This window comes from Longimicrobium sp. (assembly GCF_036554565.1).
In the GTDB taxonomy this organism is placed as follows: Bacteria; Gemmatimonadota; Gemmatimonadetes; order Longimicrobiales; family Longimicrobiaceae; genus Longimicrobium.
This window is the reverse complement of sequence record NZ_DATBNB010000013.1, coordinates 1-14735: the sequence shown is the minus strand read 5'-3', so window position 1 is coordinate 14735 and position 14735 is coordinate 1. Positions and strand designations below refer to the sequence as shown.

The window sequence follows — 14735 nt, the reverse complement described above, 5'->3', positions numbered from 1 at the left end:
CAAGGGCACCGAGTTCCGGGTGTACCTGCCCGCCCGCGCCGCGCCGGAGCCGGCCGGGGCGGAGCCCGAGGCCCTGTCGCCCACCGGCAGCGAGACCGTGCTCCTGATCGAGGACGAGGAAGCGGTGCGCAGCCTCACGCGCCGCGTGCTCACCCGCCACGGCTACACCGTGCTGGAGGCGCGCGACGGCTCCGAGGCGCTGGAGCTGGCCCGGCTGCAGGCCGACCGCATCGAGCTGGTGATCTCGGACGTGGTGATGCCCGGGCGCAGCGGGCCGGCCGCGGCCGCCGAGATCTCGGGGATCGCGGGCGGGGTGCCCGTGCTGTACATGTCGGGGTACACCGACGACGACATCCTGCGCCGGGGAATCCGCACGGCCGATACCCACTTCCTGCAGAAGCCCTTCTCGCCGCAGGCCATCCTGGCCCAGGTGCGCACGCTGCTCGACGCCCGGCGGCCCTGACCCGCGAGGGACGAGCCCGATCGCTACCCGCCGCGCATCATCGAGAGCAACCTCTGCGGGTGGTGGCGACGTGAGCCGCGACGAGGTGCAGTTCATCATCATCGAGCGCGCGGCGGACTGACCGCTCCCGGCTCAGCGAGAATACGACCGCCCCCGGCGTCACGCCGGGGGCGGTCGTGCTTCAAGCCCGGAACGTGGGACGAAGGGCGCGGTTCGTGCCCCGGAAACCCTGCTGATCCGTGCACTTTGCGCACGGCTGGCGAGTTCGGTATGTTTTCGGGAATATGAAGGATCGCATCGTCATTCGCGGGGCCCGGCAGCACAACCTCAAGAACCTGGACCTCGACATCCCCCGGCGCGCCGTCGTGGTCGTCACGGGGCCGTCAGGTTCGGGAAAGTCGTCGCTGGCCTTCGACACCGTCTACGCCGAGGGGCAGCGGCGGTACGTGGAATCGCTATCCACGTACGCCAAGCAGTTCCTCGACCGGATGGAAAAGCCGGACGTGGACCGGGTGGAGGGCATTTCGCCCGCCGTGGCCATCGAGCAGCGCAACCCCACCAAGACCAGCCGCAGCACCGTGGGCACGGCCACGGAGGTGTACGACTACCTTCGCCTGCTGTGGGCGCGCGTGGGGCGCACCTACTGCCCCGGCCCGCACCCGGACCAGCCGTGCGGGCGCGAGGTGAAGCCCGACAGCGTGCAGTCCGCCACCGACGCCATCCTGGCGCTCCCCGGCGGCACCCGCCTGATGGTGTGCTTTCCCCTTCCGCTCTCCGCCCGCGTCACCCACGCGCTGGTGGTCGACAACCTGCGCGCGCTGGGCTTCGTGCGCCTGCTGGCGGACGGGCGCGAGCTTCACCTGGACGAGTTGCCCGAGGGGATCGACCTCACCGCGTCGCGCGAGCTGCTCGTGGTCGTCGACCGGCTGAAAGCCGACCCGGACGACGTCGCGCGCCTGGCCGACTCGCTGCAGACGGCCTTCGCCGAGGGCGAGGGCGAGGCCGTCGTCGTTCCCCTCGCGGCGCCGGCGCTGCGCTTCACGGAGCGGTTCCGCTGCCCGGACCACCCGCAGATCGAGTTCGCCACCCCCTCGCCCCAGCTCTTTTCCTTCAACAACCCGTACGGCTCCTGCCCGGAGTGCACGGGCTTCGGCGCGGTGCTGCGCTACGACGAGTCGCTGATCGTTCCCAACGCCGGGCGCTCGCTGGCCGAGGGCGCGGTGGACCCGTGGAGCAAGCCGCGCTACGAGGACCGCCGCCGCAAGCTTGCGGACTTCGCCGCCAGGCAGGGCGTGTCGATGGACGCGCCGTGGAGCGAGCTTCCGGAGGAGTTCCGCCGCGCCATCCTGCACGGCACGCGCGGCTTCCAGGGCATCTTCCAGTTCCTGGAGGCGCTGGAGGAAAAGCGCTACAAGCAGTACATCCGCGTCTTCCTGCGCCAGTACCAGAGCAGCCAGGACTGCCCCGTATGCGGCGGTGCCAAGCTGCGTCCCGAGGCGCTGCGGGTGCGCGTGGCCAACCGCACCGTGGCCGACGTATCCGCCCTTCCCCTGGGCCGGCTGCGCCCCTGGCTGGCGGCCATGCTGCACGGCCGCGCGGGCGACCCCGACTGCCCGCAGCCGCCGCTGACCGGCCAGGAGCGCGAGATCGCCGAATCCATCCTCAAGGAGCTGGACTCACGGGTCGGTTTCCTGGTGGACGTAGGGCTGGGGTACCTGACGCTTGACCGGCAGACGCGCACCCTCTCCGGCGGTGAGGCGCAGCGCATCTCCCTGTCCAACGCACTGGGGAGCCGCCTGGTCGACACGCTGTACGTGCTCGACGAGCCCACGGTCGGCCTTCACCCGGCGGACAACGACCGGCTGCTTCGCCTGCTGGTGCGGCTGCGCGAACATGGCAACACCGTCATCGTGGTGGAGCACGACCCCGAGGCCATGCGGCTGGCGGACTGGCTGGTGGAGCTGGGGCCGGGGAGCGGCGAGCTGGGCGGCGAGCTGATGTTCCAGGGCACGCTGGAGCAGCTGATGGCGGCCGACACGCTGACGGGCCGCTACCTCTCCGGTCGGGAAAGCATCGCCATCCCCGCGCGCCGGCGGCCGGTGGATGGGCTGCGGCTGCGGCTGGAGGGGGCGCGCGAACACAACCTGAAGGGCGACGCGGCCGTCTTTCCCCTGGGCGCCATCACCGTGGTGACGGGGGTGTCGGGATCGGGAAAGAGCACGCTGGTGCACGACGTTCTCTTTCGCGCGGTGGAACGGGAGCTGTCCGGCGGGGAGACGAGCGCCAAGCGGCACTTGGGCGAGACGGTGGGCGGATACGAGCGGCTGCAGGGCGTGGGCACGCTGCGCGAAGTGGTGCTGGTGGACCAGTCACCCATCGGCCGCACGCCGCGCTCCAACCCCGTCACCTACATCAAGGCGTACGACGAGGTGCGCCGCATCTTCTCCAGCCTGCCTGACGCGAAGCGGCTGGGGTTCGGGCCCGGGCACTTTTCGTTCAACGTGGCGGGCGGGCGCTGCGAGGCGTGCAAGGGCGAGGGGCAGGTGCAGGTGGAGATGGTGTTCATGGCCGACGTCTTCGTTCCCTGCGAAATCTGCGGCGGCGCGAGGTTCAAGGCCGAGGTGCTGGAGGTGAAGTACCGCGGCCGGTCCATCCGCGACGTGCTGGAGATGACGGTGGACGAGGCCATCCGCTTCTTCCTGCACGAAGACCGGCTGGGCGAAATCCTCTGGCACCTTCAGCAGGTGGGGCTGGGATACCTGCGGCTGGGGCAGCCCGCGCCCACGCTTTCCGGGGGCGAGGCGCAGCGCATCAAGGTGGCGCGCGAGTTGGCGATGGGCGCGCGGCGAGGCGGGCGCAAGCTGTACATCATGGACGAGCCCACCACCGGGCTTCACATGGACGACATTCGCAAGCTGCTGCGCGTGCTCGGCGACCTGGCCGACGCGGGGCACACGGTCATCCTGATCGAGCACAACCTGGACGTGATCAAGACGGCGGACTGGATCGTGGACCTGGGCCCCGGCGCGGGTCCGGACGGCGGGCACGTGGTGGCGATGGGCCGCCCGGAGGAGATCGCCGCGGTGACGGAGAGCGTGACCGGGCAGTGGCTGGCTCCCCTGCTGGCCTCGGAGTGAAACGAACGAACTTCAGTTTCACGCAGAGGGCGCAGAGAAGACAGAGAGGACGCAGAGGGGCCGGTGCTGCCTCTGCGTCCTCTCATTTTCCTCTGCGTCCTCTGCGTGAAACTGTTTTGGAGGGAGTCACCTCAGCATTGGTGTTGGCGCTGATGGTTTTCAGCCGCTCCTGGATGCGTTTGATCCACGGGCGACTGACTCCCGCCTCGCCCGCGAAGCGCGGCCACTCCGCGACCGCGGCCGCGACTTCATCCTGGATCTGCTTCGATTCGCGCGGCGGGATGCTCATGCGGGCGGCGACCTGCTCGAACTCGCGGGCTCCCGGCGCGCGGCCTTCGCCCGCGACCGCCATCGTATGCTCCCCGCCCGGTCCGCCGCTGAAGGTGAGGTCGTAGGCCGGCGTCAGCTCCCACGTTCCATCCGGCTGCATGAGGAAGGCGAAGTTCTTCGCGTGGTCGTCGCGGTTGTGGGCCAGCACGTTGAACACCATCCGCCGGAACGCCGCCTTCACGGCTCCGTGGCTGTTCGTCAGCGCCCACGCAGTGCGCAGGTAGCCCTCGTAGTCCAAACTGGGGAGGCGGTAGTCGGCGTTCAGCAGGCCGGCGAGCGTATGGACGTGCCGCCGCTCGCCATCCGGCCGGTCGAAACGCTCGGCGCCGAAGAACCGCCCTCCATCGCGCGTTTCGAACAGGCGAGCCGGCGGCACGTCGATGCCCGCGGCCCGCGCCATGGCGGCGTAGGCGAGCTCGATGGCGCCGGCGTCGGGCGGATCCTCGCGCGAGCCGAACTTCACGATGTACGCGCGGCAGCCTTCCGGCACCTCGTCACTTCCCGACACGATGGACCCGTCGCGCTCGCGGTAGGCGACCACCACCTTGGGGCGCGCACCGCCGGGCGAGCCGCCCGCGCGCATCAGTTCGGGAAGCACCTCTTCGCCGCTTCCCTCCAGCAGCCGCTCCGACTGCGCGGCAAGCTCGGCCAGGTCCACCGCACGGCCGTCGTCATCCGGGCCGGTTTCGGGATGGTACGTCAGCGCGCCCATCCCGCGGCGGCCCAGGTAGCTCAGGCGGTCGGCGGCGGTGATGGCTTCGCGGGTGATCCCGCGCTGGCGGAAAGCGCGGTCCATCAGCAGCAGGCCCCACCCGTCAGGAAGCGAGTCGTTGAAGACGCCGTGAAGGCCGGAGAACGGCGTGGCCGGCGCCTCGAAGACGCCCGGGCGCAACGGCAGGTGCAGCGGGGAAAGCTGGAGCCCGGTTTCCAGGAAGGCGGGCTCGTACTCGAACGCCACAACGCGGCCGTGCGGTACCAGCCGGCCCACGCGTACGTCGCGGGCGTCGGCCAGGCGCACCTCCAGCGCGGTCACGTGGGCCTCCGCGGCTTGCGGGCACGTACCCGCCCCGGACCCGACGCGCGCTCCAGCTCCGCGAGCGTCCGCGCGGGTGGCGGGGCGAACAACGCGCCGAACGGCTCGGTGGCGTCGAGCACCTTGGCGATCATCAGCAGGCGCTCGAGCGCGATCTTGCCCGTGCGCTCGAACCGGCGCAGCGTGTCTACCGCCACGCCGGCCCGCTCCGCCAACTCCTGCTGCGTCCAGCCGCGCGCCAGCCGGAGTGCCCGAGCGCGTGCGGCCACCGTCAGGGCGACCTCGGCTGGGGTCTGCAGAATAACTGGTATCATATTATCGATTAATGGCGTTAAGCCGAGATAAGTCGTAATATAATACCGTTTAAACGCGCAGGCAACCAACCCGTCGCCCGACTTGGCCCGGGATTGAAACGAACAAGAAACAGTTTCACGAAGAGGGCGCAGAGAAGACAGAGAGGACGCAGAGGGGCCGTAGCTGCCCTCTGCGTCCTCTCCGTTCCCTCCGCGTCCTCTGCGTGAAACTGTCTTCAATCAGGGACTTTCACACTGCCGTTACCGGTGCGCCGTGCCCCAGCGGCGGTGGAACTCGTCGTGGGCGGCCTTGCACTCGCTGCGAACCTGCACCTGCCAGCGGATGTCCAGCGGACGCTGCGAGGCGCGCTCGCGGCACTGGCGGTCGTGCGAGTAGTGGAATTCGCGGTGCGCCTCTTCATACGAGCCGCTGGTGCCGCCGTAGCGGCTGTCGCGCGTGCGGCGCTCGTACTGGTCGCGCGTCTCGTACCGCCCGGTGCGGCTGTCCAACCGCTCCCAAGCCGACGAACCGCTGTTGTACCGGCAGTTGGCGGCCGTGTTGTGCGGGTTGCCGCGGCCCTGGCACCAGCCCGGCGGCACCCTGCGATCGCTGCGGCGCTCGAAGCGCGGCTCGTCGCGGGTGTCCCGGCGGTCGCGCGCCCGGCGCTCGTCACGGTCGTCGTCGCGATCATACCGGTCGTCGTCGTCACGGTCGCGATCACGGTCGCGCTGCTCCTGGCCCTGCCCGCGTCCGTTGCCGTTCCCGCCCTTCTGCGCGTCCGCCGGCGAGGCCGAAAGGACGGCGGCGAGCGCCAACGTGAGGGGAAGGGAAAATTTCATCGTCTTCATCTGCTTGGCTCCAATGTTCGGTGTCGTGCGTCCGAATCTCGGGTGCCACAGAGGGCAATGCAGATGCCAAGTCGATGATTCGCAAAAACTTAGGAACTACGCGGATGTTTCCGGCTCCTGCACCTGTATCAGCGCCCGGGGCGTCCTCCCACGGGGACGGGCGCTGTCTCCGGGCGAGTCCGGGCCGGGCACGGGGCGCTCGCGCCGGCGGCCGCGCCAGGCGCGGAAGCGGCGGAGCGAGAGGGAAAGGCCCGTCCACACCAGCAGCGCGGCACCCAGCGACACCAGCCCGGCCACCGTCTGTCCCGCAAGCCCCGCCACCTCGCCCGTGTGGGCGAAGCGAAGGAAGCTGCGCACCTGGCGCCCCCGGGTGCTCGCGGCGAAGGGCTCCCACTTCTCCACCTCGCCCGTGGCGGAGAGCGACAGGCTCGCACGCTTCTGCGGCTGCCCGCCGTCGCCGCGGTCGATGGTGAACGCGACGGGCTTATCGGCCTCCGAAGGGATCTGCAGGGTGATGCTGCGCCAGCCGTCCACCTGCCGCTCGACACGGACGCGCAGCGCCTCCATCCCCGTCAGGGTGGGGGCATCGCCTTTGCCGCCGCGGGCGCCAGCCGACGCACCGCCGCCCGTGGGGGGCGGGGGCGCCTCGCCCACGGCGCGGTACACCAGGTCGCCCGCCCAGCGGTACGAGATGACCACGCCGGAAAGGACGATCAGGAACAGCGGCACGGCAGACCAGAACCCGATGACGTTGTGCCAGTTGAAGTCGCGCGCCTTGCCCGGCAGCCCGCGCCGGAACACCAGCACGTTGCGCAGCGCGGTCGCGTTCCAGTTGCGCGGCCACCAGAGGTAGAAGCCGCTGACCACGAGGAAGAGGAACATGAGGTTGGCGGCGCCCGTCACGGCCTTGCCACGGTCGCGCGCCGGCCCCTCGCCCTGCGCGCCCAGCCAGCGGTGCCACGCCACGACGGTGCGGAAGAAGCCGCGGACGCCGCGCGAGCCGGCGCTCAGCACCTGCCCCGTGTACGCGTTCACGAAGACCGTCTTCTCGCGGCCGAACGCCACCTCCACGGGACGCTCGGGGCCCGCGTGCCAGCGCAGGGTGGTGGGCTTTCCCTTCTCCGCCGCCGTGACCCGCTGCATCAGCACGTCCGCCGGCAGGCGCGCGGCACCCGCCGCCGGGGGCGACCCGTTCAGCCCGCGGATATCGGCCCAGGCAGTCAGCTCCCGCTGGTAGGTCAGCAGCACTCCCGTGACGGACATCACCAGCACCACGAGGGCGGCGGGGATGGCCGTGAGCAGGTGGGCCCAGAAGATCACGTTTCGAAACTGCCGCATCGCGAGAGCCGCCTTCGAGTTCGTACGACGTACAAGTCTGCCACTCGCCCACGAGTAGGCGAGCAGCGGATTGAGAATCATTATCAACCAGAGTAGCGGGACGATATCCCGTGCCCCCGGTCCTGGCAAGCCCCGTAGCTTGGCGCCCTTGCCGGCTCTGCCCCGGCGGGCCTACAATGGCCGGGACGTTCCCGCGGCCCACGATCGGCTTTTGCCGTGCTAAAAAACATGAACGTGTGCCGCGCCTCCTTCCATCGAACGGAGAAGCCCAGATGAAGCGTGTGTTGTCGGCGCTCGCGCTGGCGGCCCTGGCCGGCTGCGCGCGAGGCACGGCCGCGCGCCCCGCGCAGGGGCCCGCGCCCGACGCGGCGCAGCGGCAGTCCAGTGATCCCTTCCCGTCCACCTACCGCCCCCTGGCCTCCCGGCCCACGCTGATCCGGGGCGGCACGGTGATGACGGCCGCCGGGCAGGTCATCCCCAACGGCGAAGTGCTGATGGTGGATGGGCGCATCGCCGCCGTGGGCACCGCCCTGCAGGCGCCGGCCGAGGCGGTGGTGCTGGACGCCACGGGCCGGTTCGTGACGCCCGGGGTCATCGATACCCACTCGCACCTGGGCGTGTACGCCAGCCCCGGCGTGCAGGCGCACAGCGACGGCAACGAGGCCACCAGCCCCAACACCGCCGAGGTGTGGGCCGAGCACTCGGTGTGGCCGCACGACCCCGGCTTCACCCGCGCGCTGGAGGGCGGCGTCACCTCCATGCAGATCCTTCCCGGCAGCGCCAACCTCTTCGGCGGGCGCAGCGTAACGCTGAAGAACGTGCCCAGCCGTACCGCGCAGGGAATGAAGTTTCCCGGCGCGCCGTACGGGCTGAAGATGGCGTGCGGCGAAAATCCCAAGCGCGTCTACGGGCAACGCGGCGGCCCGGCCACCCGCATGGGCAACGTCGCGGGCTTCCGGAGCGCGTGGATCCGCGCGCAGGACTACAGGCGTCGCATGGACGCGGCTGGCAACGGGGGCGGGAGCTCCGCGAGCGGCGGGAACTCCGGCAGCGGTGGCGGCGGCGGAAGCGCCCCGACGCGCGACCTGGAGCTGGAAACGCTGGCGGGGGTGCTGCGGGGAGAGATCCTGGTGCACAACCACTGCTACCGCGGCGACGAGATGGCGCAGATGATCGACATCGCGCGCGAGTTCGGCTACCGCATCCGCTCCTTCCATCACGGGGTGGAGGCGTACAAGGTGCGCGACCTGATGGCGCGCGACAGCATCAGCGGCTCGCTGTGGGCAGACTGGGGCGGCTTCAAGATGGAGGCGCTGGACTTCACGCGCGCCAACGTCGCCATGCTGCACCAGGCGGGCGGCATCGCCATCGTCCACTCCGACGACCCCACGGGGATCCAGAAGCTGAACCAGGAGGCGGCAAAGGCGCTCGAGGCCGGCCGCGAGATGGGGATCGAGATCAGCGAGAACGACGCGCTGCGCTGGATCACGGCCAACGCCGCGTGGGCGCTCGGCATCCACCAGCAGGTGGGCACGCTGGAGGCGGGAAAGCAGGCCGACGTGGTGATCTGGAGCCACAACCCGTTCAGCGTCTACGCGCGGGCGGACCAGGTGTTCATCGACGGCGCCCTGCTGTACGACCGAATGAACCCCAACCGCCAGCCCCGCACCGACTTCGAGGTTGGGCTCTTCCCCGCGGAGGCCGTACGATGAACCGCATTCTTCTCTCCGCGGCGGCGCTCTGCTTCGCCGCCGCCCCGGCCGCGGCACAGGCCATCGCCATCGTGGGCGGCGACGTGTACACGGCCGACGGAACGCCCATCCGCGGCGGCACCGTGGTCATCCAGGACGGGCGGATCACCGCCGTGGGCGCCAACGTCGCCATTCCCGCGGGCGCGCGCCGGATCGACGCCACGGGCAAGTGGGTGACGCCGGGGCTCATCGAGAGCAGCACCACCATGGGGATCGGCGAGGTCAGCTCCATCGCCGAGAGCAACGACGCGGAAATCCAGGACGTCACCTCGCGCCGCGACAGCGACGACCAGGTGCAGGCCGCCTTCACCGTGACCGAGGGACTGAACCCGCGGAGCATGGTGATTCCCATCGTGCGGATCATGGGCGTCACCACGGCGATCACGCGGCCGTCGGGAAGCCTGATCTCCGGGCAGGGCGCCATGATCGACCTGGCGGGCAACCGCGTGGAAGACATGACGGTAGTTTCGCCCATCGGAATGTACGCCAGCCTGAGCGAGAACGCCCGGGGTGCGGTGGGTGGGCCCCGCGCCGCCATCTCCATGCGGCTGCGCGAGGTGCTGGAAGATGCCCGGGCCTACGCGCGCAACCGCCAGAGCTTCGAGCGGGGCGAAACGCGCGAGTTCTCGGTGAGCCGCCTGGACATGGAGGCGCTGCAGCCGGTGCTCGCGGGGCGGGAGCCGCTGGTGGTGGAGGCGCACCGCGCCAGCGACATCCAGCTCGCGCTGCGCATTGCGCGCGAGTACGACCTGCGGCTGATCATCACGGGCGGCACCGAGGCGTGGATGGTGGCCGACGAGCTGGCGCGGGCGCGCGTGCCGGTGCTGGTGAAGGTGCTCAACAACCTTCCCGGGAGCTTCGAGTCGCTGGGCGCCACCTACGAGAACGCCGCGCGCCTGCGCCGGGCGGGAGTGCAGGTGGCGCTCACCAGCGGCGAAACGTGGCGGGCGTACACCATCCGCCAGGAGGCCGGGAACGCGGTGGCGTACGGCCTTCCGTGGGCGGAGGCGTTCCGTGCCGTGACTCTGTATCCGGCGCAGATCTGGGGCGTGGCGGACCGGTACGGCTCGCTGGAGGCGGGGAAGGTGGCGAACGTGGTCGTGTGGAGCGGCGACCCCTTCGAGCTTCTCACCCGCGTGGAGCACGTGATCATCCGCGGGCAGGAGGTGCAGCTGGTCAGCCGCGAGACGCAGCTGCGCGAACGGTACCGCACGCTCGACGAGAACGTAAGAACGTACCGGCAGCCGTGAACGGGGGGCCGTGAGCGCGGAGAGTAACCGCATCACGCTCACGAAGTAGATGGAAGCGCCCTCGCGGACCCTGGTGTCCGCGGGGGCGCTGTTCGTGGGGCTTGCGTGCTCACTCTGCTCACGTTTACATTGTGGACAGGGCGGTTCCTCCTGATCCGAGGGCTGTACGTGCCGGCGCTCGAACCCGCGCCATGGGATGCGGGGAGAGCCACGGGACGCAGCCTGTGGAGCGGGAAGCACACGGTGATCGAGACATATCGGCGAGCACGGGAGCGACATGCGACCGTCCGCCACGAAGCGTACGCCATTACGCGGGACGCTGCCCTGGCCGCGGGAATCTGCGGTCCGGCGCTGCGGCTCGCCGACATCGACCATCGGGCGCTGCAGGCCTGGCGCGAGACCTGGACGAGCCCCCATCCGTCCGGCGCGGGTGGCTGGGACTGGCCGCGGCTCGTGGAGCGGTTGCCGCACCGCCCAGCCATCATGCCCCTCGCGATCTGGTATGGCGACGATCTCTGCGGGCTGGCGCTGGGGCACCTGTCCCCGCGGCGCACGGGCGGCCGACGCCTCACCGTGACGGTGAGCCGAATGGAGCGGCGGCCTGAGCCACCGCCGGTTCCTTTGCGAGGTCAGGTTGCGATGCTGGCCATCGTAGCCGCGCGCAACTACGGCAGCGGGTTTGGGGCGCGACAGATCCGGCTCACCCGCCCTGACCCGGCGTTGGTGGGGATGTACGAGCGGTTGGGATTTCGGGTTGTGTGGAAAGCCGGGCTCCCGCTACATTGTGAACAGGAGATCGTATGGGGACCCTGAGATTGCCAATGAGCATGCCTGCTCCCGAACACTCCGCCCCGCGCGGGCTCTTCGCACGCCTGCGACGTGCTCGCGATGCCGCCGACGCTGCATGGCTCGAAGAAGCGCGCGGGCGCATGCGAAGCCAGCCGAACTTCTTTGCGTCGCTCACTCCCGAACTGCTCGACGCGCTCCGTCAGAACGACGGCATAGATATCATGGGAGGGCCCGCGCCGAAGCGCTCGGACCCGTAAGTCCGGAAGCTCCTCGAAGACGCGCCCCCGCAGACCCTGGTGTCGGCGGGGGCGTTCTCGTACCGACGGCCCCTCGGGCCGGTGAACCCGTGGCTGGAAGAGCGGCAAGCCCCGACACGGCCGCTAGCCGGCGTTCGGGGCTTCGATAGCGCGAGGGGTAGAGCCGGCCTTCACCGGCTGCCCGGGCGCCTACGACAGATGAGGCTGCACGACAGCTTGCAGTCCGCGCAGGCGGACTTCGTGTGGTTGTTGCCGCGAATTCATTCGCCCCAGCAGCCCCAGCCTACTCCGGCACTCCCCCCGGGCACCCATCCCCCGCCCCGCCTGCACGCTCCCCTCGCGCACGTACGCGCGACCGTACGCGCAGGCATGCGCGCGCACTGGCGGAAAGCAGCCCCAAAGCGTACGTTGATGACCTTCTCGGCCCCCCTCTGCCCGGGGCACCGGACGGCCTCGCCGGGGTATCATCCCCCGAGCGCCCAAGTGCGCGTCAGGCAACGCTTTCCAGACCGTTCCACACGCCCAGATGTCCGACGACTTCACGCCAGAGACGCCCGACCAGGACGGCGACGAGCCGGTCATGGTCCCGGGACTTCCCGTTTCGCGCATCCTGCCCCGGCTGATCGAGCAGGAAATGCGCGAGTCGTTCATCGACTACTCGATGAGCGTCATCGTGCAGCGCGCGCTCCCCGACGTGCGCGACGGCCTCAAGCCGGTGCACCGGCGCATCCTGTTCGCCATGCAGGAGGCGGGGCTCATCCCCACCCGCGCCTACAAGAAGTGCGCGACGGTGGTGGGCGACGTGCTGGGCAAGTACCACCCGCACGGCGACTCCTCGGTGTACGACGCCCTCGTGCGCATGGTGCAGGACTTTTCGCTGCGCTATCCGCTGGTGGACGGGCAGGGCAACTTCGGCAGCATCGACGGCGACGCGGCAGCGGCCTACCGCTACACCGAGTCGCGCCTGGCGCCACTGGCGATGGAGCTGCTGGCCGACATCGACAAGGAAACGGTCGACTTTTCGCCGAACTACGACGACCGGCTCATGGAGCCGAAAGTCCTCCCGGCGAAGTTCCCCAACCTCCTGGTCAACGGCTCCAGCGGCATCGCCGTGGGCATGGCCACCAACATCCCGCCGCACAACCTGCGCGAGGTGGTCAACGCCTGCGTGCACCTGATCGACAACCCCGACGCCACCTGGGAAGACCTTCACCAGTTCGTGCGGGGGCCCGACTTTCCCACCGGCGGCGTGATCTACGGACGCGACGGCTTCCGCGGCGCGTACGAGCACGGCCGCGGCCGCGTGGTGCTTCGCGCGCGCGCCGAGATCGAGGAAAAGGAAGGCGGCCGCGAGCGCATCGTCATCACCGAGGTGCCCTTCCAGGTGAACAAGTCGCGGGTGATCGAGCACATCGCCGAGCTGGTGCGCGACAAGAAGATCGAAGGGATCGCCGACCTGCGCGACGAGAGCGACCGCCACATCCGCGTGGTCATCGAGCTCAAGCGCGACGCCATTCCCCACATCGTGCTCAACCAGCTGTACAAGCACACGCAGCTGCAGAGCACCTTCGGCATCATCATGCTGGCGCTGGCGGGGGGCGTGCCCAAGATCATGGGGCTGCGCGAGATGCTTCAGCACTTCGTGCAGCACCGGCACACCGTGGTGCGCCGCCGGGCCGAGTTCGAGCTTCGCAAGGCGCGCGAGCGCGAGCACATCCTGGAGGGCCTCAAGATCGCCGTCGACCACATCGACGAGGTGATCGCCATCATCCGCGGCTCCGAGACGACCGGCGAGGCGGGCGTAGCGCTGCGGACGCGGTTCGCGCTGTCGGAGCGGCAGAGCGACGCTATCCTCAACATGCGGCTGGCGCGCCTGACCGGGCTGGAGATCGAGCAGCTGGAGGCCGAGCTGGGCGAGGTGCGCGCCACCATCGCGGACCTCGAGGACATCCTGGGCAACGTCGAGCGGCGCAAGTCCATCATCAAGGACGAGCTGATCGAGGTGGCCGACAAGTTCGGCGACGAGCGGCGCACCGAAATCCTGGGCGATGCGTCCAGCCTCTCCATCGAGGATTTGATCCCCGACGAGGAGATGGTGATCACCGTCAGCCACACGGGCTACATCAAGCGCGTGCCCTCCGACACCTACCGCGCCCAGGCGCGCGGCGGGCGTGGGATCGAGGGGATGAAGACCAAGGAAGAGGACTGGGTGGAGCACCTGTTCCTGGCCAACACCCACGACTACCTGATGTTCTTCACCCGGGACGGCCAGTGCTACTGGCTGAAGGTGCACGAAATTCCCGTGGGCAGCCGCAACAGCCGCGGCAAGCCGGTGGTGAACCTGATCAACATCGGCTCCGACGAAAAGGTGGCTGCGCTGGTGCCAGTGCGCACGTTCAGCCCCGACAAGTCGTTGATCTTCGCCACCCGCAAGGGCGTGGTGAAGAAGACTTCGCTGGCGGCGTACGGCAACCCGCGGCGCGTGGGGCTGAACGCCATCAACGTGCTCGAGGACGACGAGCTGATCACCGTGATCCCCGCCGACGGCTCGTGCAACGTGGTGCTGGCCACGCGCGAGGGGATGGCCATCCGCTTCGAGGAAAAGGACGTCCGCGAAATGGGGCGCGCCACCACCGGCGTGCGCGGCATCACGCTGCAGGAGGGCGACGAGGTGATCGGCATGGTGGTGACCAAGGCGGGCTCGTCGCTGCTGGTGATCACCGAGCTGGGGATGGGCAAGCGCACGCCGCTGGAGGCTTACCGCTGCCAGCGCCGTGGCGGGCGCGGGGTGATCAACGTGCGCATCTCCGACAAGACGGGGCGCGTCGTGGCCATCAAGGAGGTGCACGACGGCGACGAGCTGATGGTGATCACCCGCCAGGGCGTGATCATCCGCACCCCGGTGGACGGCATCCGCTCCATCGGCCGCAACACCCAGGGCGTCAAGCTGATCAACCTGAGCGCCAAGGACGCGGTGATGGACGTGGCGCGCGTGGTGAACGAGGACGAGGAGCCCAAGGCCATCCTGGCCGACGAGGAGCCCGGCCAGGAGGTGGTGGACAGCACTGCGCTGGAGGAGTCGCTGGGGATCGACCCGGAGGACGGCGAGTTCGACGACGAGCCGGCCGACGCGGGCGACCTGATCGACGAAGACGCGGGCGACGACTCCGACGAGCTGCTCGGCGACGAGTAGGTCCGCTGAAGGTTCTCGCGGAGGCGCGGAGGGACAGACGAGCCGCGGAGGA

Annotated in this window: 10 protein-coding genes; 6 read left to right on the top strand and 4 right to left on the bottom strand. The window is 69.8% G+C overall.

Features of this window, described 5'->3' with window-relative positions:
* Both VIB55_RS00445 and uvrA read left to right on the top strand, forming a co-directional pair.
* Nucleotides 1-463, top strand: a 463-nt coding sequence (locus VIB55_RS00445; protein ID WP_331874686.1) for a response regulator, incomplete at its 5' end; no start/stop codon positions are given.
* Nucleotides 464-747: 284 nt separating this feature from the next.
* Complete coding sequence (gene uvrA / locus VIB55_RS00440; RefSeq protein ID WP_331874685.1) at nt 748-3600, top strand: excinuclease ABC subunit UvrA; 2853 nt, start codon at nt 748-750, stop codon at nt 3598-3600.
* Between the two features lie 82 nt (nt 3601-3682).
* Here uvrA and VIB55_RS00435 read toward each other — a convergent pair whose 3' ends face one another.
* From VIB55_RS00435 to VIB55_RS00420, 4 genes are all read right to left on the bottom strand, one after another.
* Nucleotides 3683-4963: a type II toxin-antitoxin system HipA family toxin gene (locus VIB55_RS00435; RefSeq protein WP_331874684.1), complete on the bottom strand. Its 1281-nt coding sequence runs from the start codon at nt 4961-4963 to the stop codon at nt 3683-3685.
* Nucleotides 4960-5277 (bottom strand): helix-turn-helix transcriptional regulator, encoded by a 318-nt coding sequence (locus VIB55_RS00430; RefSeq protein WP_331874683.1) that lies wholly within the window; start codon nt 5275-5277, stop codon nt 4960-4962. Before VIB55_RS00430 ends, VIB55_RS00435 begins: the two co-directional genes overlap by 4 nt.
* Before the next feature lie 240 nt (nt 5278-5517).
* Nucleotides 5518-6105 carry a hypothetical protein gene (locus tag VIB55_RS00425; protein WP_331874682.1) on the bottom strand — a complete coding sequence of 196 codons (588 nt, stop codon included), beginning with the start codon at nt 6103-6105 and terminating at the stop codon, nt 5518-5520.
* 96 nt (nt 6106-6201) lie between these two features.
* Nucleotides 6202-7443: a PepSY-associated TM helix domain-containing protein gene (locus VIB55_RS00420; RefSeq protein WP_331874681.1), complete on the bottom strand. Its 1242-nt coding sequence runs from the start codon at nt 7441-7443 to the stop codon at nt 6202-6204.
* Nucleotides 7444-7715: 272 nt separating this feature from the next.
* On the opposite strand from VIB55_RS00420, the gene VIB55_RS00415 reads away from it, so the two are divergent.
* The 4 genes from VIB55_RS00415 (at nt 7716) to gyrA (ending at nt 14683) form a co-directional block, all read left to right on the top strand.
* Entirely contained in the window at nt 7716-9155 is a 1440-nt protein-coding gene (locus VIB55_RS00415; RefSeq protein ID WP_331874680.1) for an amidohydrolase, read from the top strand.
* Entirely contained in the window at nt 9152-10444 is a 1293-nt protein-coding gene (locus tag VIB55_RS00410; protein WP_331874679.1) for an amidohydrolase family protein, read from the top strand. Before VIB55_RS00415 ends, VIB55_RS00410 begins: the two co-directional genes overlap by 4 nt.
* A 243-nt stretch (nt 10445-10687) precedes the next feature.
* Nucleotides 10688-11257 carry a hypothetical protein gene (locus VIB55_RS00405; RefSeq protein WP_331874678.1) on the top strand — a complete coding sequence of 190 codons (570 nt, stop codon included), beginning with the start codon at nt 10688-10690 and terminating at the stop codon, nt 11255-11257.
* Between the two features lie 813 nt (nt 11258-12070).
* Nucleotides 12071-14683, top strand: a complete 2613-nt coding sequence (gene gyrA / locus VIB55_RS00400; protein WP_414680785.1) for a DNA gyrase subunit A — start codon at nt 12071-12073, stop codon at nt 14681-14683.
* The last annotated feature ends 52 nt before the right edge of the window (nt 14684-14735 follow it).